Origin of the sequence: Streptomyces sp. KPB2 (assembly GCF_003950055.1) — a bacterium.
Lineage (GTDB): Bacteria > Actinomycetota > Actinomycetes > Streptomycetales > Streptomycetaceae > Streptomyces > Streptomyces salinarius.
On sequence record NZ_CP034353.1, the window covers coordinates 2,737,658 to 2,759,025 of the forward strand.

A 21,368-nucleotide genomic window follows, 5' to 3' on the forward strand; every position below is an offset into this window, starting at 1 on the left:
GAGTACGGACCTTCCTGGCGGTGTGCGTCGGAGTTCCACACAACCGCCCACAACGGACAACGCCCAGAGCAGAATGGACGCATCGATGCGGCATCCGTGCGTCACTCCTGTGCCTCACCTGGGGAGTCTCGCGCAGCCGTAAGTCCTCGGCAGGGCAGGCGAAACGGGAGGCAGTCTCTTGGCGCACCACCGCAACGGCCTGGCAGAGCGTCGCCGAACCGTGGGCCTCACCCAGGAAGCCCTCGCCGAACACATGCGGGTGGACCGCTCCACCATCACCCGCTGGGAATCGGGCCGCACGGCCCCGCAGCCCTGGATGCGTCCACGGCTGGCCCGCCTTCTGCGCGTCGACGCCGAGGGCCTGAACAACCTGCTGTCGCCCCGGACGTCGCATGGCGCGGAGGGACAAGATGCCCTGGCTTACGCGACCCTTCACCCCGAACGCGTTGATCTGCTCGCCGTAGCGACGCTTCGCACGCGCTTCGACGACTACGCGGCTCGTTATGACCGCGTGCCTTCAGCCGGCCTCATTGCGGGGGCGGCAGCACAGCTCAATCGCATCGACCAACTCGCCTCCGCTTCCTATCGCGGACGCGTTCAAAGGGAGCTGCACGCTCTGCACGCCGACGCGTGCACTCTCATGGGGCAGTTGATTTGGGACGCCTCTCAGCGCCGCGATCACGCCACCGCGACGACCTACTACGAGCAGAGCGCCGGACTCGCCCGCCACCTGCGGGATTCCACTCTGGAAGCCCACGCCTTACTGCGCACCTGCTACGTCGCGCTGTACGGCGCACACAATGCCCGTGCCGGTCTCGCGCTCGCGGAGCAAGCTGCCGAAATCGCCGCCCGCACGAGTCCCGCCCTCTCTGGGCTGGCGCTCCTGCACGTCGCCGAGGCACACGCCATGCTGGGGTCGAACCCGGCCTGTGAGCATGCGCTCTCCACCGCTGAACGCCGACTCGGTCGCGTGGGCACCGGCGACGCCGCCGCCGACCTCGTGTCGCCCACGCAGTTCGGTCGCCTCGCGGGTTCTTGCTACCTCTCCCTCGGTGACCACCGGCGGGCCGAGAGCCTGTTGGCCAGCACCGCGGATAAGCTTCGGGACCGGCGAAAGTCACGCGCGATCGTGCTGGGAAACCTTACGCTCGCCCGTATCCGGCAACGCGACGTCGAGGCGGGGGTGGCCAGCCTCACCGAAGCCATCGCCGAGCTGGAGACCACGCGGGGTGGTGGAGGCATGAACATCGTCTTCGCAGCCGCCCGCGAACTGCGCCCCTGGCGACAGGAGCCCCTCGTCGCGGAGGTCCACGACAGACTGCTCGGCCTGATGACGGCAGCGTAGGTCGGAGAAGAGAAGGAGACGCCGGTGGCAGCCAACTCCCTGGACCACGCCAAGCAGGCGGTACGCGCACAGGTCTGGGATGCCCTGACCACCGCGGACGCCGTGCACGACGCGTCCGTTCACGGCCGCATCCCCAACTTCAAGGGCGCCGGGCAAGCTGCGGCCCGACTCGCGGCACTCCCCGCCTGGCAGCGTGCGACCATCGTCAAAGCCGTACCGGACAAGGCGCAACTCCCGGTTAGAGCAAGGGCCCTGGAGGAAGGCAAGACCGTCTACATGGCGGTCCCGAAATTGGCCACCCTCAAGCCCTTCTACCTCCTTGACCCGGCAGCCCTCACCGTCCCACCCGTCGACGCCGCGGCCAGCCGCACCGCTGCCGCCGTGGCCCCCACAGTCGAGGTCGACGCCCTCCGTCCACTGGACCTGATCATCCTGGGCAGCGTGGCCGTCAATCGCGACGGCGCCCGCATCGGCAAGGGTGCCGGCTACTCCGACATCGAGTTCGCCCTGCTCACCGAGGCCGGCCTGGTGACACCGGAGACCGTCGTCGTCACCACCGTCCACCGGCTCCAGGTGACTGGCACCCTGATCCCCACCACTGAGCACGACGTCGGCGTCGACCTGATCGTGACGCCCGAAGAAACCATCATCTGCCCGAACCCTCATCGACCGTCCGGAGTCGACTGGTCTGCCCTCACGGCAGAGAAGATCGCCGCGATCCCGGCACTCGCGGCTCGCACGGGCGCCTGACGCCGCGGTGTCGCTGATACTCCATCCATACGGAACGGTCCCACGTCACAGGAGGTTTTGGGGCATCAGTCGGCGGTGACTCCCCAGTAGCCGATCTGAGCCGGCCTGCCGTTGCGGTAGAGCACCGTGCAGTTGCCCTGGGCCCGGCCCGGGAAGTCCAGGTGCTCGGAGTCGAGCGCGGCGTCCCACTGCTCGTATGTCGGCCTGCCGTCAGGGGCCCACGCTCGGACCTCGTCGTCGGTCAGCGGGCGCAGGAACGGGCCATCGTGGGGTTCCGCAGCTTCGATCATGGCCGGGAAGTCCAGTACGGTGCCCGTGCCGCCGGTGAAGATGTACTCCTGCCATTCCCGGTCCTGCCACAGTTCCTCGACTGATCGCCCCTCGAAGCCGTAGTTGTCCCGCGCCAGCTCGTCTTCCTGGGCCTGCCGGAAGGCAACCTCCAGATCACGCTGATATGGGCCCGTGTGGGTCCATGCGTTGCCGCCCATCCGCGTCTCCTCTCCATTCGCCGCATTTCAGGAACGGAGCGTAAGAGACAGCACTGACAGTGCAGGTCTTCTTGATCCAGCGGCCGTTGCGGCCGAGGTCCGATCGCCCACCGCTCATGGAGCGTTCCGCTTCCCAGGCTGAGAGGCCTCGTGCTGTGCGCCGGCGGAGGCCCTGCGGCACGAGGGCCTCACGGCTGCCTGTCCCGGCGAAGAGCCATGCTGCCCTCCTGCGCTCGCGCCATCCGCCGTCGAGCAACGTGCTCAGGCCATCGCTGCAACCTCATATGTCACTGTCCGAAGACCTCGTCCCCAACGGAAGCTCTGGGGCTGGGGTCGTCTTCGCACGTCCGCAGCCGGGTGCTCGGAAAACCGGTCGTGCGGCTCGGATCTGCTTCGCCGGCCGGGGTCGGGGGGTGCGCGCCCCAGTCCCACAGGGCCTGGAGGACCGGGCCCAGGCGGTGGCCGTTCGGGGTGAGGGTGTAGCGGACGCGTGGGGGCCAGCCCGGGCGGCGGTCGCGGTCGACGACTCCCGCCCGGGTGAGGTGGGCCAGCCGGTCGGACAGCACCTTGTCCGACATGACGGGCAGAGCCGCGCGGAGTTCGCTGTAGGAGTGGTCGCCGCGCAGCAACTCGCGGATCACCAGCGTCGTCCAACGGCCGTGCAGGGCCGCCAGCGTGATCTCCACCGGGCACTCGGGCGTGGGGGCGGTGACGTCGGCACGTGGGTCGTCGGGGAGTCCTGCGGGGTGACCAACCGTTGGGTGAGTCACGAGATCGCCTCCTAGCGTGTGGGGCACTTCGATTCTCCCGGCTTGGAAGGATGTGTGTCGATCATGCGCGCTTTGGCCGATCGCCCTGAAGAGGTGCCCGCCGTGTTCGCCGAGCGGTTCAACAGCGGTGACGCCACTGCGTTGGCGCAGGTGTACGAGGACGCGGCGGTGCTGGTTCCGCAGCCGGGAACGCCGGTGACCGGGCCGGAGTCGCACGCCGCGAACGGCCGCCTGCAGAGGCTCGGAGTTCCCATCTCGGTCCATCCGCGGCACGTGTATCGCAGCGGTGACGTGGCGCTTCTGATCGTCGACTGGGTCATTGACGGGATCGGCCGGGAGGGGCAGGCCGTGCACGTCGAGGGCACTGCCACCGATGTTGCGCGGCGCGGTTCGGACGGCCGGTGGCGGTACGTCATCGACAATCCCTTCGGAACCCGCGCACAGCAGTCGGGTGCGGTGGCTGTCGAAGGCTTCTGACTGCGCTCAGGGCGAGGACGGGCGCCGGGCTCGTAGCCTGGCGTGGTGGAGCGGATCTTGGTGAGTGCCTGTTTGCTGGGTAGGCCCGTGCGTTATGACGGGGGTGCCAAACCGGTCGGGGATGAGGTCGTCGGGCGGTGGCGGAGTGAGGGGCGGGTCGTTGTCTTCTGTCCCGAGGTGTCCGGTGGGTTGCCCGTGCCTCGGCCGGCGGCGGAGATCGTGGGTGGGGACGGGGCCGACGTGCTGGACGGTGTTGCCCGGGTGCTCACCGAGGGTGGGGAGGATGTCAGCCGGCACTTTGTTCGGGGGGCTCGTCTTGCGCTGGAGGCCGCCCGGGGAGCCGGGGTTCGTGTGGCGTTGTTGAAGGAGTCCAGTCCGTCCTGCGGGTCGCTTCGTGTTTATGACGGGCGCTTCGTGGGGGCGTGGGTGCCGGGGCAGGGTGTCACCACGGCGTTGCTGAGACGAGCGGGGATACGGGTCTTCGGCGAGGATCGGATTGCCGAGGCAGTGGCCTGCCTGCGCGAGCTGGAAGGCTCCGGTGCGGCGCGCTGACAGGCATCTTGCGAGGCAACTCACGCTCCGGGGTGCGGGACCTCGGCGATCGCCTCCGTCAAGGGCTTTCGGGTCAGGTCCGGGACCTCGCAGTCGGGGGATGCGTAGCCGACGGGGAAGAGGATGTACGGGCGTTCGTTGGTGGGGCGTTCGCAGATTCTGGTGAGGAAGGCCATCGGGTTCGGGGTGTGGGTGAGGGTGCTCAGGCCCATCGTGTGCAGGGCCGTGATGAAGAGGCCGCAGGCGATGCCGACGCTCTCGTTCACGTAGTAGTTCTTGCGCAGCGAGCCGTCCGGCATCGCGGTGCTCTTCTCGGCGAAGCAGACCACGATCCACGGCACGACGTCGAGGAAGCTCTTGTCGGAGTCCGTTTCGAGGCGGGCGAGTGCGGCACGCCACTCGGGCGGGATGCGGCCGCCCTCGTAGTTGACCCGCTCCTCCGCCTCCGCGGCGATCCGGATGCGGTGTTTGGTCTCGGCGTCGCCGATCACGGCGAACTTCCAGGGCTGGAAGTGGGCGCCGGAGGGTGCGGTGTTGGCCGCGGCGATCGCCAGGTCGACGCACTCGCGCGGGACCGGTTCGTCGCTGAAGAAGCGCGCACTGCGTCGGCGGTCGACGAAGGAGACGAAGTCCCTGCCCCGGCGGAGCATTTCGGCTTCGTCGTAGCGCGTCGGCCGGTACGGGATGAACGGGTGCGTGTGCTGCCTCACGGGTCTCACCGGTTTCATGGGGCTCACGGGTCTCCTCGTGGACGGGAGCACTTAGGGTGAGGCAGCGCGTGTCGGATAGGCAACAGAGGCCTCGGTCGGGTGCTTATTTGGCAGGAGAAGACGCTTTCGAGTGCCTCTTCGGTGGCAGATCGGCAGGTTCTACGGTGGTGGCACGGCGCGGGCTCGATCTGCTCGACGGGCGGATGTTGCGGCTGCTGCGGGAGCGTCCGCGGGACGGGCTGCTGGAGATCGCGCGGCAACTCGGGGTCGCCCGCGGTACGTTGCAGGCGCGGCTCGATCGGCTGGCCGGCGTCGGTGTGGTGACCGGGTACGGGCCGGACGTGGACGTCGCCGCGCTCGGGTACGGGGTGCAGGCGTTCACGACGTTCGAGGTGGACCAGCCGGCCCGTGCGGCCATCGCGGCGCGGCTGCGGGCCGTTCCGCAGATTCTCGAGGCCCATATCGTGACGGGGCCCGGTGACATCTGGTGCCGTATCGCCGGGACCAGCAACCAGCACGTCCAGCAAGTGATCGACCATGTGCTCGCGGTGCCAGGTGTGCGGCGCAGTACGACGGTCGTTGCGCTGAGTCCGGTCGTTCCGTACCGGGTCCAGCCTCTCGTCGACGAGGTGTCCGGTCTGTCGGAGTCCCAGGGGTGACTCACGGCTCCGCTGTCGGTGGCCGGTGGCAGCATGCGGGCATGAGCGGTATTTCTACCAACGGGTCTTTCAACTGGCGTCAATTCCTCCAGCGTTGGCAGGAGGAGTGGATGCCCCGGCCCGACCAGGAGGAGGACGGCGGGCCCGGGTCCGTCGTCCTGGGGCGGGACCCGGCCGGTGAGGCGGCGATCGTCGCGGCGGAGAAGCGGCTGGGACGGCGGTTGCCGCCGTCGTACCGGGAGTTCCTGGCCGTGAGCGACGGGTGGTACGTGGATCAGATGGCCGGCGTGTACCGGCTCGGCGGTGTCGCGGACATCGACTGGTTCGGGGATCCGTACGACATGACGTCCGTGTACGAGGGGTTCCTGGACGACGACCCGCCGCGCGAGGCGGTCCTGCTGGCCGGGATGTGGCGGCGGGCGCTGCAATTGGAGACGGACTCCGACGCGTCGTACGCGCTGCTCGATCCGGGGGACCGGGACGAGGACGGTGAGTGGGCGCTCTACGTGTACCAGGGCTGGGGCGGTGAGTTCCCGGACCGGTACCCGTCGTTCCGGGCGTACATGGAGGCCATGTACCGCCACTTCCACGCCACCCGCGCCGAGCGGTCCGACTTCGTGAACGCGACCACGCGTGAGCAGGACGCCCGGGTGGAGCGGGCGCGGGTGCTGGTCCTGCGCGGTCGGTACGAGGAGGCCGTACCGCTGCTGGAGGAGGCGGCCGAGTTCGGGCGGCCGCACAGTGCCGATCTGCTGGGCCAGATACGGCACTTCCTGGCTCCGGGCCACTCCCGGAGCTACGGCGGTCTGGTGGCCGACCGGCGCTACCTGCCGGAGGTGCTGCCCGTGGAGGCCCTGGGGCCGGCTCGGGAGCAGTGGCGGCTGGGCGGTGACGAGCACTGGCTGGGGATGATGGCCGCCCGTGGCGCCGGGCGGGAGGCGGCCGAGGCGGTGCTGGGCGCGGTGCGGGACGGGACCTACCGCTATGCGCCCGCCGGTGCCTGGGGGCGGGCCGTCGGCGAGGCTCGGGAGGCGGCCCGGTGGGGCGCGTGCGACGCGGCGTGGCGGGTACTGCGGGACGCGCTTCCGGCGTGGGAGCAGCCCGGGCCGCTGCTGGTCGTTCCGCTCGGGCTGCTCGCCGATCCGGTGCTGGGGCCGCTGGTCACCCCGGAGCGGGGGCGGGAGGTGCTGGCGACGCCTCGGGGCGGGCAGCCGGGGCCGGCCCCGGAGCCGGTGCCGGATCTCGATCCGCCGGGGCTCGCGTGGCTGGCGGAGCCCGAGGGGTTCCGTAGGTCGTTCGGTGGTGCCTACCGCTGTGTCTGGGTCGAGGGCATCGGGCCCGAGCGGCTGCCCGAGCTGATCGGGGAGGAGGGTGCGGCGGTGAGCGGTCCCGTACGGCCGTCCGACGTGGCCCGGTCGGCGCGCAGGCCGCACGAGCGGGAGGACGAGGGCGTGGAACTGTGGGAGGACCGGGCCGTGGTCGCCGTCGGGCGGGCCGACGGGGCGTGGTCCTTCGCCTTCGACGGGTACGGCCTGCACCACATGAGTCAGCTGTTCCGGTCGCCGGTCGCGGACGCCTCCGCCGGCGGGCGCGCCGTGGTGGTGTGGTGCGAGCCGGGGCAGGCGTCCGCCGGGGGCCGGCCGGACGCGTTCCATCTGTCGGTGGCCGACGGGGGCGAGGAGCTGTACGCGTTCACCCTGTGGGGCGCGGAGGTCGAGCGGTCCGGTGCGATACCCGAGGCCCTGGATCCGGACCGGCTGTTCCGCCCGGGGGACTCCGGGCAGGAAGGGCATCTGCGGGCGCTGAAGGCCCTGCACGGCGAACTCGGGCTCTCCCTGCCCCGCTTCGCGCTCACCCGTGGCAGGCTCCCCACCTTCACCACCCGGTCCTGGACGCGGGCGCCCCGGGAGGGCGAGGGGTTCGCGTACCTCGCCTTCCACCGGACGCGGGGGTGACGGTGGGGAATGCCGTGGAGACGCCGGTCGGCCGAGTCGTCGGCCGGCCGGGCCGTCGCGGGTCCGAGCGGTGCGGGCCTCAGGCGCGCGCCAGTACCGTCCCCACCACCTGGCGCAGCATCGCCTCCGGGTCGGGGGCGGGGCCCGGGGAGCGCCAGGCCACGAAGCCGTCGGGGCGGATCAGGACCGCGCCGCCCCGGGTCACTCCGTGGGCCCGGGCCCAGTCGGTCTCCTCGTCGTCCGGGACCAGGTCGGCGCCGGGGGTGCCGCCCACGCGGTACGGCTTCAGCGGGACGTGCAGCGCCGCGGCCACCTCGGTCGCCGCCTCGTGCCAGCCGGTGGGCTGGGCCGCGTCGCTTAGCAGGACGAGGGAGTCCTCGTACAGGTCCAGGGTGGACAGGCGCTCCTCGCCCCGGCGGAGCCAGAGGTGGGGTGCCCTGCTGCCGGGGGCGCCGGTGAGGTCGAGGCCCTCGGGGACCACCGGGGTCGCCGGGTCGGCGCCGACCACCGCGCCCTGGGGGTAGCGGTAGCCGAGGGCGACGTTGAGGATGCCGCGCTGCGGGCCGCCGGGAGGACCGGCCGGGGCGCCGCCAGGAGCACCGGCGGGACCACCACCCCCGGGAGCACCGCCACGCGTGCCGGCGGGACCGCCACCCCCCGGAACACCGCCAGGAGCACCGACGGGACCACCACCCCCGGGAGCACCGCCAGGCATACCAGCGGGCCCGCCACCCCCGGGTGCACCGCCCGGACCACCCCGAGGGGCACCGCCGGGACCCTCGCCCCCGGGCCCGCCCCCCGGACCGCCACGGGGCGCACCGCCAGGCACCCCGCCCCCCGGGCCGCCACCCCCCATCCCCGGCGGCGGTGCGAAGCCCGGGTGGCTGTGCTCGACCGAGCGGTGGGCGGCGCGGGCGCTGGTGGCCTCCGCGACCGGGCGGCGTTCCGCGTCGTAGGTGTCCAGGAGGGGCTCGCCCGCCCAGCCCTCCAGTACCGCCGCCAGCTTCCAGGCGAGGTTGTGGGCGTCCTGGATGCCGGTGTTGGAGCCGAAGGCGCCGGTGGGGGACATCTCGTGGGCCGAGTCGCCGGCGAGCAGGACGCGGCCGGAGCGGTAGCTGCGGGCGACGCGCTGGGCGGCGTGCCAGGGGGCCTTGCCGGTGATCTCGACGTCGAGGTCGGGGTCGCCGATGGCGCGGCGGATGTGGGCGGCGCAGCGCTCGTCGGTGAAGTCCTCCACCGTTTCGCCCTGTTCGGGGTGCCAGGGGGCGTGGAAGACCCAGTTCTCGCGGTTGTCGACGGGCAGGAGGGCGCCGTCGGCGTTCTCGTCGGTCAGGTAGCAGACGATGAAGCGGCGGTCGCCCACGACGTCGGCGAGGCGGCGGGAGCGGAAGGTGATGCTGACGTTGTGGAAGAGGTCGCCGGGGCCGCTCTGGCCGATGCCGAGCTGTTCGCGGACGGGGCTGCGGGGGCCGTCGGCGGCGACCAGGTAGTCGGCGCGGATGGTGGTGTGTTCGCCGGTCTCCCGGCTCTTCACGATCGCCGTCACGCCGTCGGCGTCCGTCTCGAAGGAGAGCAGCTCCGTGCCGAAGCGGAGGTCGCCGCCCAGGTTGACGGCGTGGGTGAGGAGTTCGGGTTCCAGGTCGTTCTGGCTGCACAGGCACCAGGAGCTGGGGCTGAAGCGGGCCAGTCCGTTGCCGGGGTCGATCTGCTTGAACAGCCACTCCCCCGCGTCGCCGACCAGGGTGGGCGTCTGGAGGATGCCGTGGTTGTCGGCGAGGGTGGCGGCGGCCCGGCGGATGTCGGGCTCGGTGCCGGCCACCCGGAAGATCTCCATCGTGCGGACGTTGTTGCCGCGCCCCCGGGGGTGGATGGAGGTGCCGGCGTGGCGTTCGACCAGGGTGTGCCGGACGCCCAGCCGTCCCAGGAACACCGACATCGACAGGCCCACCAGGGACCCGCCGACGACGAGGACCGGGACGCGGTGGGTCCGGCCGGCCCCAGGGGCGGCTCCGCCGGACCGGTCGGCTCTTTCGTTCATGGTTGCTCGTCCTCCGTTGCGACAGACGTGAGTGACATACGTGGATGAGGGACGTGGGTGACGGACGCATCCCGTGACACGCGCGCCCCGCGACAGTCCCGTGCGAGTGACGGGCGCGGCCCGCGACAGGTGTGCGCCGGGGCCTTCATGCATGCCCCGTACGGCGCGTCGGGGCCCGCCGCGGCGCAGGCTTCACCCGCTTAACCCTCCTGGTTCGCGGACCCCGCGGGCACGGCTCACGATCGTGCTTACGCGGCCGTCGCGCCCCGCCCGCCCGGTGGGCGCCGCCGACGTTCGCCCCAGTCCAGGAGGAAGACCCCGAGAAGAGGTGGGCCGGATGACGGTCTCTCCCGTCGTTGCGACGGATGCCCCGACCGCGGATGCCACGAATGCCACGGACACGACGCACGCCATAGGCACCAGGGCCGTGGCGGCGGACGCGGGCGGCGTGTCGATATCCGCGTTCGACGGTTCCCGCGTACGGGTCGTCCTGATGCTGGACGTCCACGACGGCATGCAGCAGGAGTTCCTGGACGCCTACGAGCGCATCCGCGACCGGGTCGCCGCCGTTCCGGGACACGTCAGCGACCAGCTCTGCCAGTCCCTGGAGAACCCGACGCAGTGGCTGCTGACCAGCGAGTGGGAGAGCGCCGCGCCCTTCCTGGCCTGGGTCAACAGCGACGAGCACCTGGACACCGTCGAGCCGCTGGCGACCTGCGTCCGGGACACCCACTCGCTGCGCTACAGCGTCCTGCGGGAGACCGAGGGCGGGCAGCCGGCGCCCGGTGAGCCGCGCTCGGCGCCCCGGATCGGCGGCAACGTCGTACGGCACGCGCTGACCTTCACCGTACGGCCCGGCAGCGAGGCGGAGACCGCCCGGCTGCTGTCCGAGTACGTGTCGCCCGACGCCCACGTGGACGGTTCCACGCGGCTGCTGCGCACTTCGCTCTTCATGCAGGGCAACCGGATCGTGCGCGCGGTGGAGGTGCGGGGCGACCTGCAGACCGCGCTGCGCCATGTCGCCCGGCAGCCCGGGGTGCGGGCGGTCGAGGAGGCCCTCAACCCGTATCTGGAGCAGGACCGGGACCTCGCCGACCCGCAGTCCGCCCGGCGGTTCTTCACCCGGGCCGCCATGCCGGCCGTCCACCACGCGACGTCCGCCCACCACGCGGCTGCGGGCGACCGTAGCGGCGCGCGCACCGAGCGGCTCGCGCTGCTCTACCCGGTGCGCGCCGGTGCCGGCGGGGAGCTGGCCCGGCTGCTGGCCCGCCAGGACGCGTCCGCCGCACAGGACCCGGACGGCCCCGTGCTGGCGGCCACCGTCTTCCACCGCGACGACCTCGTCGTACGGCTCGTCGACGTGGCCGGCGACCCGCAGGCCGAGCCCGCCGCCGTCCTGGGCCTGCACGGGCCCGAGGGGGCCGCGGCCGCCGAGCGGCTGCTGGACACCGCCGCGGTCGGTGTCGACGGGTCGCCGGGCGAGGCGGCCACGCTCTCCCGGTTGCTGGGGCGAGTCCGTATGACGCCGCTGACCGACCGGCGTTCCGCCGGTTCCTGAACCACTCCCCCGACCGCGCGGCCGGCGGGCCCGACGGCGTGCCCGCCCGGTGCGCGCGGATCCCCCCGATCCGGCTCCTTCCGGCCTCGCCCGGCTTCTCCTCCCCCACTTCCTCCCGTCACCCCGGAGTGAACGACATGACAGACCAGCAGGTACGCATCGTCTCCCTCGGCGACATCGCGCCGAACCGCCGCCGCGGCGGAGACCTCCGCGCCCTTCTCACGCCCACCACCGCCGGGTCGACCAGCGGCTTCATGGGCGTGGCCATCGTGCAGCCCGGCGACCGCATCGCCGAGCACTACCACCCGTACTCCGAGGAGTTCGTGTACGTCACGGAGGGCGCCCTCGAAGTGGACCTGAACGGGGTGCCGCACTCGCTGGCCACCGGGCAGGGGCTGCTGATCCCGCAGGACATGCGCCACCGCTTCCGCAACGCGGGGGACGTCGAGGCGCGGCTCGTGTTCCACCTGGGCCCGCTGGCCCCGCGGCCGGAGCTGGGCCACGTCGACACGGAGGACGCGGAGGGCAACGCGCTCCCGTGCGACGGGGCGCACGCGCACGCGGGCGGCGCCGGGCACGAGCGGCCCGCCCCGGCGGCCGAGGTGGTGTCATGACCCGGCGACGGGTCGCCGTCACGGGCATAGGCGTCGTCGCCCCGGGCGGGATCGGCGTGCCCCGGTTCTGGGGGCTGCTGTCCGAAGGCCGTACGGCGACGCGCCGCATCTCCCTCTTCGACCCGGCCGGCCTGCGCTCGCAGATCGCCGCCGAGTGCGACTTCGAGCCGTCCGACCACGGGCTCGGCCTCGCCACCGTCCAACGGTGCGACCGGTACGTGCAGTTCGCGCTCGTCGCCGCCTCCGAGGCGGTCCGGGACGCGAACCTGGACATGGACCGCGAGGACCCCTGGCGGGCCGGTGCCACCCTCGGCACGGCGGTCGGCGGCACCACCCGGCTCGAACACGACTACGTCCTGGTCAGCGAGCGCGGCTCGCGCTGGGACGTCGACGACCGGCGGGCCGAGCCGCACCTGGAACGCGCGTTCACGCCCGCCACCCTCTCCTCCGCGGTCGCGGAGGAGTTCGGGGTGCGCGGGCCGGTGCAGACCGTCTCCACCGGGTGCACGTCCGGTCTCGACGCGGTCGGGTACGCCTATCACGCGGTCGCCGAGGGACGGGTCGACGTGTGCCTGGCGGGCGCGGCGGACTCGCCGATATCGCCGATCACCATGGCCTGCTTCGACGCCATCAAGGCGACCTCGCCGAACAACGACGACCCGGAGCACGCCTCCCGGCCCTTCGACGCCGACCGCAACGGCTTCGTGATGGGCGAGGGCGCGGCGGTGCTGGTCCTGGAGGACCTGGAGCACGCCCGGGCGCGGGGCGCGGACGTGTACTGCGAGATATCCGGCTACGCCACGTTCGGCAACGCCTACCACATGACCGGGCTCACCAAGGAGGGCCTGGAGATGGCGCGGGCCATCGACACGGCGCTGGACATGGCCGGGCTCGACGGCTCGGCGATCGACTACGTCAACGCGCACGGTTCCGGCACCCAGCAGAACGACCGGCACGAGACCGCGGCCGTCAAGCGCTCGCTGGGCGCGCACGCCTACAAGACGCCCATGAGCTCGATCAAGTCGATGGTGGGCCACTCGCTCGGCGCGATCGGCTCCATCGAACTGGCCGCGTGCGTCCTGGCGATGGCCCACCAGGTGGTGCCGCCCACGGCCAACTACACGACCCCCGACCCCGAGTGCGACCTGGACTACGTGCCGCGCGAGGCACGGGAGCGGACGCTGCGGCACGTGCTGTCGGTGGGCAGCGGCTTCGGCGGCTTCCAGTCCGCGGTCGTACTGAGCGGCAGTGAAGGAGGGCAGCGATGAGCGGACCAGGACGGACCAAGGGCGGACCCCGGCGCGCGGTGGTCACCGGTCTCGGCGTGGTGTCGCCGCACGGCACCGGTGTCGAGGCGCACTGGAAGGCGGTCGCCGACGGCACGAGCAGCCTCGGGCCCGTCACCCGGGAGGGCTGCGACCACCTTCCGCTGCGGGTCGCGGGCGAGGTGCACGGCTTCGACGCGGCCGACACGGTCGAGGACCGCTTCCTCGTCCAGACCGACCGGTTCACGCACTTCGCGCTGGCCGCCACCCAGCACGCACTGGCCGACGCCCGGTTCGGCCGGGCCGACGTCGACTCGCCGTTCTCGGTCGGCGTGGTCACCGCGGCCGGTTCGGGCGGCGGCGAGTTCGGGCAGCGGGAGCTGCAGAACCTGTGGGGCCAGGGCTCGCGCCACGTCGGCCCGTACCAGTCGATCGCCTGGTTCTACGCGGCCAGCACCGGCCAGGTCTCCATCCGCAACGACTTCAAGGGTCCCTGCGGGGTCGTGGCCGCCGACGAGGCGGGCGGCCTGGACGCCCTGGCGCACGCGGCGCTGGCGGTGCGGGGCGGCACCGACACGGTGGTGTGCGGCGCGACGGAGGCGCCGTTGGCCCCGTACTCGATCGTCTGCCAGCTGGGGTACCCCGAGCTGAGCGCGGCCGCCGAACCCGACCGTGCCTACCGTCCGTTCACCGACGCGGCCTGCGGGTTCGCACCGGCCGAGGGCGGGGCCGTACTCCTCGTGGAGGAGGAGGGCGCGGCCCGGGAGCGGGGCGCGGACGTGCGGGCGACGGTGGCCGGGCACGCGGCGACCTTCACCGGCCCCGGCCGCTGGGAGCGGTCCCGGGAGGGGCTGGCCCGCGCGATCGAGGGTGCCCTGGCCGAGGCGGGCTGCCGGCCCGAGGACGTGGACGTGGTCTTCGCGGACGCCCTCGGGGTCCCGGAGGCCGACCGGGCCGAGGCGCTGGCCCTGGCCGACGCGCTGGGCCCGCACCTGGCGCGGGTGCCGGTCACGGCGCCCAAGACCGGGACCGGGCGGGCGTACTGCGCCGCGCCGGTGCTGGACGTGGCGACGGCGGTGCTCGCGATGGAGCACGGGCTGATCCCGCCGACCCCGCACGTGGCCGACGTGTGTCACGACCTGGACGTGGTGACCGGCCGGGCCCGCCCCGCCGAGCCGCGCACGGCCCTGGTGCTGGCGCGCGGGCTCATGGGGTCCAACTCGGCGCTCGTCCTGCGCCTGGGCGCCGTGCCGCCCACCGGCGGCTGACCGACGCACCGGCCGACGGGCCGCCCCGGACCACCGGCGGCCCGCACCGGCACCCCACCACCGACCACCGACCACCGACCACCGACCACCGACGGTCACGGAGCACACCGTGACCGGCCAACCCGAGTCAAGGAGGACACCATGACCGACCAGCTGGACTACCAGGTGACCGTCGAGGAGCTGTCGGCGCTGATGAAGCGGACCGCCGGCGTGCACGTCGACCCGGTCACCCTCCAGCAGCAGGCCGACGACGGTTTCGACACCTTCGGCCTGGACTCCCTCGGCCTGCTGGGCATCGTGGCCGAGCTGGAGAAGCGGTACGGCCTGGGCCTGCCCGAGCAGGCCGAGCGCTGCAAGACGCCCGCCGATTTCCTCACGCTGGTCAACGGCGCCCTCAAGACGGGAGTGTGACATGGCAGGGCACACCGACAACGAGATCACCATCGCCGCCCCGATGGAGCTGGTCTGGAAGATGACCAACGACATCGAGAACTGGCCCCGGCTGTTCAGCGAGTACGCCTCCGTGGAGGTCCTCGACCGCGACGACGACAAGGTCACCTTCCGGCTCACCATGCACCCGGACGCCGACGGCAAGGTGTGGAGCTGGGTCTCCGAGCGGGTCGCCGACCCGGTCACCCGCACCGTCCGCGCCCAGCGGGTCGAGACCGGCCCCTTCCAGTACATGAACATCGTCTGGGAGTACGCGGAGACCGCCGAGGGCACCGTCATGCGCTGGACGCAGGACTTCGCGATGAAGCCGGACGCGCCCGTGGACGACGCCTGGATGACGGACAACATCAACCGCAACTCCCGTACGCAGATGGCGCTGATCCGGGACCGGATCGAGCAGGCGGCGGGCGAGCGGCGCACCGCGTCGGTGCTCGCCGACTGACCCGTACGAACATCGGCGAAGGGCAGCACCCTCATGCACCACACACTGATCGTCGCCCGGATGGCGCCGGGCGCGGCACCGGACATCGCGAAGGTGTTCGCGGAGTCCGACAGCGGCGAACTGCCGCACCTGGTGGGCGTCAACCGGCGCAGTCTCTTCGAGTTCGGTGACGGCGTGTACCTGCACCTCATCGAGAGCGACGAGGACCCGGCACCCACCATCGGCAGGCTGACCGGTCACCCGGAGTTCCGCCAGGTCAGCGAGCGGCTCGAGCCGTACGTCTCGGCGTACGACCCGGCGACCTGGCGCGGTCCGAAGGACGCGATGGCGCGCTGCTTCTACCGCTGGGAGCGAACGCCCGCCGGCTGACCGCGCCACCGGCCGAGGGCGGTTCCTCCCCGCACGCGTCGGGGTCACCGGGCGGAAACCGGGTGACCCCGACGAAGACGTTCCGGGAGGCCGATCGGTTGCCCTCAGCAATCGAATCCCGGCGTGAGAAGGGACACGGCGGAAACCGTGACGTTTTCGCACGTGCGTCCGCTTGGATCTTGGGGGTACAACAGCACACCGGAGTCCGCCGTGCGTGCCCCGACGACCAGAAGAGAGGACGCACACCGTGGGCCGATCCACCGCCCGCCGAGCCGGCCGAAGATCCGGGCAGGACGGTGCCGGGCACAGACCCCGCTCCCGCAGACGCAGACGCCGCGGCCCCGCCCGCGCGGTCCTGGCCTTCGTCGCCCTGGGGGCCGTTCTGCTCACGGCGGGAGCCGCCGTCGCGTACTGGCGGGACACCCGGCCGCCGGTGACGGACGACCAGGTGGCCGACGTCACGGACGCCCTGGACGCGTCGACGGGAAGGCCGTCGGCTTCCTCCTCCCCCTCTCCGTCCGCCTCCCCGAAGGCCTCCGCGTCGCCCTCGGCCTCGCCCTCCGCCTCCCCTTCCCCCTCCACCATCGCCATTCCGGCGACCGGGCCCGGCACCTTCGTCACCGCCCAAGCCGACGGCACGACCGTGGGCACCGGCAGTCGCGTGCGCCGCTACAAGGTCCTGGTCGAGGAGGGCATCGACGTCCGGCCGAGCGCCGCCGCCGCCGAGATATCCGACGTGCTCGCCGACGACCGCGGTTGGACCCGGGACGGGACCAACTCCTTCCGGCTGGTCAGCAGCGGTTCGTACGACTTCGTGGTGAAGATCGCCACGCCGGGCACCGTGGACCGGATCTGCGGCGCGGCGGGCCTGCTCACCCGGGGCGAGGTCAACTGCAGCGTCGGGACGGACGTCGTGGTGAACCTCAAGCGCTGGGTGCTGGGTTCCCCGGAGTTCGACGGCCCGATCCACGAGTACCGGGCGCTGATCGTCAACCACGAGGTCGGTCACCGCATCGGCCACGGCCACGAGACGTGCCCCGGCGCCGGCCGGCCCGCACCGGCGATGATGCAGCAGATCAAGGGCCTCAAGGGATGCGTGGCCAACGCCTGGCCGTACGACGAGAACGGCGACTACCTGAGCGGCCCCTCGGTGCCCTGAGCGGTCCACGGGGCCCCTCGGTGCCCTGAGCGGTCCACGCGGGGCCTGTTCGGCGGACGGTTCGCGGGACAGGCCGCGGGGCCCGGGGCGATGATCGCTCCATGACCACCACACCGCGCTTCGATCCCCGTACCCTGCTGGCCGAGAGCCGGCTCGGCGTCCTGGCGACGATCAAGTCGGACGGCCGCCCGCAGCTCTCCCCCGTGATGCCCGCCTACGACCCGGAGGCCGGCGTCATCCGGGTGTCGACGCGCGAGGGGCTCGCCAAGACGGCGAACCTGCGCCGGGACCCGCGGGCCACGCTGGAGGTGACCGCCCCGGACGGCAGGTCCTGGGCCACCGCCGAGGGCGTCGCCACCCTCACCGGGCCGGGCACCGACCCGCACGGGCCGGAGGTCGAGGCGCTGGTGGAGTACTACCGCGCCGCGTCCGGGGAGCACCCGGACTGGGACGAGTACCGGGCGACGATGGTGTCCGACCGCCGGGTGCTGCTCACCATCACGGTCGAGCGCGTGTACGGCGCCGACATCGGCTGACCGGAAGCGGGTTGGGGACCGGGGCGGGAACCGGCGGGGCGGCGGGCCCCTCGCCGGGATCCGCGAGATTTGTGCCGGAGCGGTGATAGATCCGCCCGCCGTTTCCGTACCTCCTGGCGTACCGCTGTGCGCGCGAGCACGAACCCGAGCACGCGTGCGCGTCCCCGCGTTCCTCGCGTCGCCCCTGGAGGCACCATGCGCCTGTCCCGCAGCAGGATCGGAGTCGTCGTCCTGTTCGGTGCGATGACCCTGACCCTCACCGCGCTGGCCTTCCCGGCCGTGCTCGGTCTGGACAAGCCCGACGGCAACCAGAACCGGGTGGTGGCCAGTACGAAGTTCGGTCCGCTCACCGAGGCGGACCGCGACTTCGTGGTCAAGGTCCGCGCCGCCGGGCTGTGGGAGTACCCGCTGGGCGAGATGGTGATGGAGCGCGGTACGACGAAGGCGATGAAGACGGCCGGTGAGCACCTGGTCGTCGGGCACGCCGGTCTCGACGCGATGTGCCGCGAGATCTCCCCCGAGTTGGGCATCACCCTGCCCAACCGGGCCTCCCCGCAGCAGGAGGGGTTCGTGGCGACGGTGGACGCCAAGAGCGGCAAGGAGTTCGACTCGGCGGCGGTCAACATCATGCGGGTGACGCACGGCCAGATCTTCCCGGCGATCGCCAAGATCCGGGCGTCCACCAAGAACACCCTCGTGCGGCAGCTGGCGGACCTCGCCAACGACACCGTGCTGGACCACATCACGGTGCTGGAGAAGACCGGCCTGGTCGAGTACGACCAGGTCACCTTCAACCAGACCGGTCCGGCGAAGCTGCCCCGGGAGAAGGTCACCCCGCCCCCGCCGCAGCCCGGCGAACAGGTGCTGGTGCTCAAGCCGCGCCCCGACCTGAACGTGAACACCGCCTCCCCGACGCCCACTCCGTCCCCGGCGGCCTCCTGAGTCCGGCCCCCCGCGCGAGCCCGATCGGCCTCCCGAGTCCGGCGTCCCACGCCGGCACCATCACGACCGCGTCACGACCGGCGGCGCGGGGAACGGGCCCCGGGCCCCACGCGTTCTTAGGGGTTGGCGGCCGACGGAGTCCGCCGGGCCATGACCATCCGGCGCCGGGACCGGTGGTGGGCGGGCCGTCCCTCCTCCTGCCCTCGCCCGCCCGGGGCCGACGACAGGAAGAGCGGGACCATGACCGCTTCCGGACCGGGCGGCGGCGACACCCCGGACCAGCCGGACGGTACGCCGTCCGTGCCCGAGTACGTCTGGCGGCTGTTCCTGGAGGACGACGAACGCGCCATCCGTGCCTCCGCCCCCAGGGAGCCCGCCGCACGGGACCGGTTCCCCGGCCGGCAGCCGGAGCCCCCCGCCGGCGGGCCCGCCCGCCCGGTCCGCTCCTCCTCCCCCTCCTCCCCCTCCTCCCTCACCTCCGACACGGTCGGCGAGGCGTGGCGTCCGGAGGACCGGTGGGCGGGTCCTGCCTGGCGCGAGCTGGACGGCCGGGCCCGGGTGCGGCGGGTCGGCCGGGTGCTCGGCACGGCCGCCGCGGTCGCCCTCGCCCTGACCGCGTGGTCGCAGCTGTCCACCGGCCCGGTCACCCCGGGCAGCGGCCCCGCCGAAACGATCGGGCAGCGCCTGGAGGAGAGCCCCGCCCTGCCCTCGGTGAACGCGGGGACGGACTCGGGGACGGGCTCCGGGACGGGCATCGACGCGGGCACGGACTCCGGCGCCGACTCCCCCACGGACTCCCTCGCGGAGTCCGTGGGGGAGTCCCTCGCGCCGACCGAGTCCGCCGCCGCGAGCCCCGCCGTCTTCGACCCCGCCCCCTCCGCGATACCCCGGGCCTCCGCCTCCTCCTGAACAAACGGCTCCTGGACAAGCGACTCAACGGCGGGCGTCAGGCGCTGCGCCTGCGGGACGCCGTCTTCTTGGCGGTGCTCCTGCCGGTGCTCTTGGCGGTCTCCTTGGCCGTGCTGCGCCCCGCGGCCTTCTTGGCGGTGCCCTTGGCCGCCGTCTTCTTCGCGGACGCGGACGCGGACCCGGCCCGGGACGACGACGTGGACCTGGCCGTGCCGGACTTGGCCGTCGACTTCTTCGGCTCCGCCTTCTTCGCCGCCGTCTTCTTCGCCGCCGTGGAAGTCGACTTCTTGCCGCCGGTCTCCTTGGGGGCCCGGCGGGACGAGGTCTTGCGCTGCGGCAGCGATCTGACCTCGGCCTCCTCGGCCGGCCCGGCCTCCTCGCCGTCCCGGGACTCGCGGGCCGCCCGCACGCTGTTCTCCAGCGCGGCCATCAGGTCCAGCACCTTTCCGGGGGCCGCCTCCTCGCGGGCCTCTGGGGGACGCTCGCCGGCGGCCTTGGCGGCGACGACCTCCTCGACGGCCTCGCGGTACTCGTCGTGCAGGTCGTCCAGGTCGATCTCGCCGAGGGTGTCCATGAGGGCGTCCGCGAGGTCCAGTTCCTGGTCGCGGACGGTGACGCCGCCCTCCGGGGCGACGCCCTCGGGGGCCCGCACCTCGTCCGGCCACAGCAGGCCGTGCATCGCGATGGCGTCGCCGACGACCCGGAGCATGCCGAGGCGCTCCCGGCCGCGCAGCGCGAACTTGGCGATCGCGACCCGGTTGCTGCGCTTGAGCGCCTCGCGCAACAGCGTGTACGGCTTGGCGGCGGGGGCACCGCTCGCCGCGAGGTAGTAGGCCGAGCCCATCTGGAGCGGGTCGATGCGGTCCTCGGGCACGAAGGCCACGATCTCGATGGTGCGGGCCGTCGGGATCGGCAGCTGGGACAGGTCCTCGTCGGTGATCGGGATCATCGAGCCGTCGGCGTCCTCGTAGGCCTTGCCGATCTCGGCCTGGGTGACCTCGCGGTCCTCCAGTTCGCACACCTTGCGGTAGCGGATCCGGCCGCCGTCCTCCGTGTGGATCTGGCGGAAGGAGACCGCGTGGCTCTCGGTCGCGTTCACCAGTTTGATCGGGATGCTGACCAGGCCGAAGGAGATGGCGCCGTTCCAGATGGATCGCACGTGCAGCACCGTTCCTTTCGGGCGCTTCCAGGTGTTTTGTCCATGTTCTATGAGATTCTCATGGTATGGCGCCGATGACGGAAGTGGAGGGGCGGCGGGTGGCCCTCAGCAACCTGGACAAGGTGCTGTATCCCGCGGCCGGCCTCACCAAGGGCGAGCTGCTGCACTACTACGCGACGACCGCCCCGGTGCTGCTGCCGCACCTGCGGGACCGTCCGGTGTCCTTCCTGCGGTACCCGGACGGACCGGACGGCCAGGTGTTCTTCACCAAGAACGTGCCGCCGGGTACGCCCGAGTGGGTCACCACGGCCGAGGTGCCCCGCTCGGAGGGCCCGGCGCGGATGGTGCTGGTGCAGGACCTGGCGAGCCTGATGTGGGCGGCGAACCTGGTGACCGAGTTCCACACCCACCAGTGGACCGCGGACGACCCCGGGGAGGCCGACCGGCTGGTGTTCGACCTGGACCCCGGAGCGCCCGCGACCGTGGTGCAGTGCTGCGAGGTGGCGCTGTGGCTGCGGGAGCGGCTGGCGGCGGACGGTGTCGAGGCGTACGCCAAGACCTCGGGGGCCAAGGGGCTGCACCTGCTGGCGGGGGTGCGGGGGGCGTCCTCGGAGCGGGTCTCGGAGTACGCGAAGGCGCTGGCGGTGGAGGCGGAGCGGGCGCTGCCGAAGCTGGTGGTGCACCGGATGACGCGCAGTCTGCGGCCGGGGAAGGTGTTCGTGGACTGGAGCCAGAACGCCGCCCGCAAGACCACGGCCGCCCCGTACACCGTGCGGGCCCGCGACGTGCCGGCCGTGTCCACCCCGGTGACGTGGGACGAGGTCGCCGGGTGCGGGCGGGCGGAGCAGTTCGTCTTCCGGCCCGGGGACGTGGGGCCACGGGTGGCGGACTACGGGGACCTGCTGGCGCCGCTGTTCGACCGGCGGCGGGCGGCGAAGCTGCCCTGACGCCCG

The 21,368-nt window shown here is 72.5% G+C and carries 23 protein-coding genes; 18 read left to right on the forward strand and 5 right to left on the reverse strand.

The annotated features are described in order from the left end of the window. Window positions 1-178 precede the first annotated feature (178 nt). Together D1J63_RS11745 and D1J63_RS11750 are read left to right on the forward strand one after the other, a co-directional pair. A complete protein-coding gene (locus D1J63_RS11745) occupies window positions 179-1,345 on the forward strand; it encodes a helix-turn-helix transcriptional regulator (protein WP_125628849.1) in 1,167 nt (388 codons plus the stop codon). Window positions 1,346-1,369: 24 nt separating this feature from the next. Next, complete coding sequence (locus D1J63_RS11750; RefSeq protein WP_125628850.1) at window positions 1,370-2,095, forward strand: 5-formyltetrahydrofolate cyclo-ligase; 726 nt, start codon at window positions 1,370-1,372, stop codon at window positions 2,093-2,095. A 65-nt stretch (window positions 2,096-2,160) separates the two neighbouring features. Here D1J63_RS11750 and D1J63_RS11755 read toward each other — a convergent pair whose 3' ends face one another. Both D1J63_RS11755 and D1J63_RS11760 read right to left on the reverse strand, forming a co-directional pair. Then, window positions 2,161-2,583 (reverse strand): hypothetical protein, encoded by a 423-nt coding sequence (locus D1J63_RS11755; RefSeq protein WP_125628851.1) that lies wholly within the window; start codon window positions 2,581-2,583, stop codon window positions 2,161-2,163. Between the two features lie 287 nt (window positions 2,584-2,870). After that, a complete protein-coding gene (locus D1J63_RS11760; protein WP_125628852.1) occupies window positions 2,871-3,353 on the reverse strand; it encodes a helix-turn-helix domain-containing protein in 483 nt (160 codons plus the stop codon). A gap of 63 nt (window positions 3,354-3,416) precedes the next feature. Between D1J63_RS11760 and D1J63_RS11765 the strand changes: the two genes are divergently transcribed. After that, window positions 3,417-3,830, forward strand: a complete 414-nt coding sequence (locus D1J63_RS11765) for a DUF4440 domain-containing protein (RefSeq protein WP_125635400.1) — start codon at window positions 3,417-3,419, stop codon at window positions 3,828-3,830. Window positions 3,831-3,890: 60 nt separating this feature from the next. Beyond that, entirely contained in the window at window positions 3,891-4,382 is a 492-nt protein-coding gene (locus tag D1J63_RS11770; RefSeq protein WP_347141340.1) for a DUF523 domain-containing protein, read from the forward strand. A gap of 20 nt (window positions 4,383-4,402) precedes the next feature. On the opposite strand, the gene D1J63_RS11775 is transcribed toward D1J63_RS11770, so the two are convergent. Then, entirely contained in the window at window positions 4,403-5,092 is a 690-nt protein-coding gene (locus D1J63_RS11775) for a nitroreductase family protein (protein ID WP_125628854.1), read from the reverse strand. A gap of 167 nt (window positions 5,093-5,259) precedes the next feature. Here D1J63_RS11775 and D1J63_RS11780 point away from each other — a divergent pair, with 167 nt between their 5' ends. Together D1J63_RS11780 and D1J63_RS11785 are read left to right on the forward strand one after the other, a co-directional pair. Further along, the gene (locus tag D1J63_RS11780; protein WP_125635402.1) at window positions 5,260-5,751 is read left to right on the forward strand and encodes an Lrp/AsnC family transcriptional regulator; all 492 of its coding nucleotides are present in this window, start codon (window positions 5,260-5,262) and stop codon (window positions 5,749-5,751) included. Window positions 5,752-5,861: 110 nt separating this feature from the next. Further along, window positions 5,862-7,706, forward strand: coding sequence for an SMI1/KNR4 family protein (locus D1J63_RS11785; protein ID WP_241235550.1), 1,845 nt, complete (start codon window positions 5,862-5,864; stop codon window positions 7,704-7,706). A 79-nt stretch (window positions 7,707-7,785) separates the two neighbouring features. On the opposite strand, the gene D1J63_RS11790 is transcribed toward D1J63_RS11785, so the two are convergent. After that, on the reverse strand, window positions 7,786-9,744 hold the full coding sequence (locus D1J63_RS11790; protein ID WP_125628856.1) for an FAD-dependent monooxygenase: 1,959 nt from the start codon (window positions 9,742-9,744) through the stop codon (window positions 7,786-7,788). Between the two features lie 337 nt (window positions 9,745-10,081). Between D1J63_RS11790 and D1J63_RS11795 the strand changes: the two genes are divergently transcribed. The 11 genes from D1J63_RS11795 to D1J63_RS11845 all read left to right on the forward strand — a co-directional run bounded on the left by D1J63_RS11795 (window position 10,082) and on the right by D1J63_RS11845 (window position 19,256). Continuing rightward, window positions 10,082-11,302, forward strand: a complete 1,221-nt coding sequence (locus D1J63_RS11795; protein ID WP_125628857.1) for a SchA/CurD-like domain-containing protein — start codon at window positions 10,082-10,084, stop codon at window positions 11,300-11,302. Between the two features lie 137 nt (window positions 11,303-11,439). Continuing rightward, the gene (locus D1J63_RS11800) at window positions 11,440-11,916 is read left to right on the forward strand and encodes a cupin domain-containing protein (protein WP_102932865.1); all 477 of its coding nucleotides are present in this window, start codon (window positions 11,440-11,442) and stop codon (window positions 11,914-11,916) included. Further along, window positions 11,913-13,184, forward strand: coding sequence for a beta-ketoacyl-[acyl-carrier-protein] synthase family protein (locus tag D1J63_RS11805; RefSeq protein WP_125628858.1), 1,272 nt, complete (start codon window positions 11,913-11,915; stop codon window positions 13,182-13,184). Before D1J63_RS11800 ends, D1J63_RS11805 begins: the two co-directional genes overlap by 4 nt. Next, on the forward strand, window positions 13,181-14,449 hold the full coding sequence (locus tag D1J63_RS11810) for a ketosynthase chain-length factor (protein ID WP_125628859.1): 1,269 nt from the start codon (window positions 13,181-13,183) through the stop codon (window positions 14,447-14,449). The genes D1J63_RS11805 and D1J63_RS11810 overlap by 4 nt, the downstream gene beginning before the upstream one ends. A gap of 141 nt (window positions 14,450-14,590) precedes the next feature. Then, on the forward strand, window positions 14,591-14,860 hold the full coding sequence (locus D1J63_RS11815; RefSeq protein ID WP_125628860.1) for an acyl carrier protein: 270 nt from the start codon (window positions 14,591-14,593) through the stop codon (window positions 14,858-14,860). A gap of 1 nt (window position 14,861) precedes the next feature. Beyond that, the gene (locus D1J63_RS11820; protein WP_102932868.1) at window positions 14,862-15,341 is read left to right on the forward strand and encodes an SRPBCC family protein; all 480 of its coding nucleotides are present in this window, start codon (window positions 14,862-14,864) and stop codon (window positions 15,339-15,341) included. A 33-nt stretch (window positions 15,342-15,374) separates the two neighbouring features. Then, on the forward strand, window positions 15,375-15,710 hold the full coding sequence (locus D1J63_RS11825) for a TcmI family type II polyketide cyclase (RefSeq protein WP_011030169.1): 336 nt from the start codon (window positions 15,375-15,377) through the stop codon (window positions 15,708-15,710). Between the two features lie 247 nt (window positions 15,711-15,957). Further along, window positions 15,958-16,869, forward strand: coding sequence for a DUF3152 domain-containing protein (locus D1J63_RS11830; RefSeq protein ID WP_125628861.1), 912 nt, complete (start codon window positions 15,958-15,960; stop codon window positions 16,867-16,869). Window positions 16,870-16,970: 101 nt separating this feature from the next. Further along, window positions 16,971-17,405: a PPOX class F420-dependent oxidoreductase gene (locus D1J63_RS11835; RefSeq protein WP_102932870.1), complete on the forward strand. Its 435-nt coding sequence runs from the start codon at window positions 16,971-16,973 to the stop codon at window positions 17,403-17,405. A gap of 195 nt (window positions 17,406-17,600) precedes the next feature. Next, window positions 17,601-18,347, forward strand: a complete 747-nt coding sequence (locus D1J63_RS11840; RefSeq protein WP_125628862.1) for a DUF4142 domain-containing protein — start codon at window positions 17,601-17,603, stop codon at window positions 18,345-18,347. Window positions 18,348-18,587: 240 nt separating this feature from the next. Then, a complete protein-coding gene (locus D1J63_RS11845) occupies window positions 18,588-19,256 on the forward strand; it encodes a hypothetical protein (protein ID WP_125628863.1) in 669 nt (222 codons plus the stop codon). Window positions 19,257-19,293: 37 nt separating this feature from the next. On the opposite strand, the gene D1J63_RS11850 is transcribed toward D1J63_RS11845, so the two are convergent. Continuing rightward, window positions 19,294-20,415: a Ku protein gene (locus D1J63_RS11850; protein ID WP_164712806.1), complete on the reverse strand. Its 1,122-nt coding sequence runs from the start codon at window positions 20,413-20,415 to the stop codon at window positions 19,294-19,296. A gap of 65 nt (window positions 20,416-20,480) precedes the next feature. On the opposite strand from D1J63_RS11850, the gene ligD reads away from it, so the two are divergent. Continuing rightward, window positions 20,481-21,362 (forward strand): non-homologous end-joining DNA ligase, encoded by an 882-nt coding sequence (ligD, locus tag D1J63_RS11855; RefSeq protein WP_125628865.1) that lies wholly within the window; start codon window positions 20,481-20,483, stop codon window positions 21,360-21,362. Window positions 21,363-21,368: the final 6 nt, after the last annotated feature.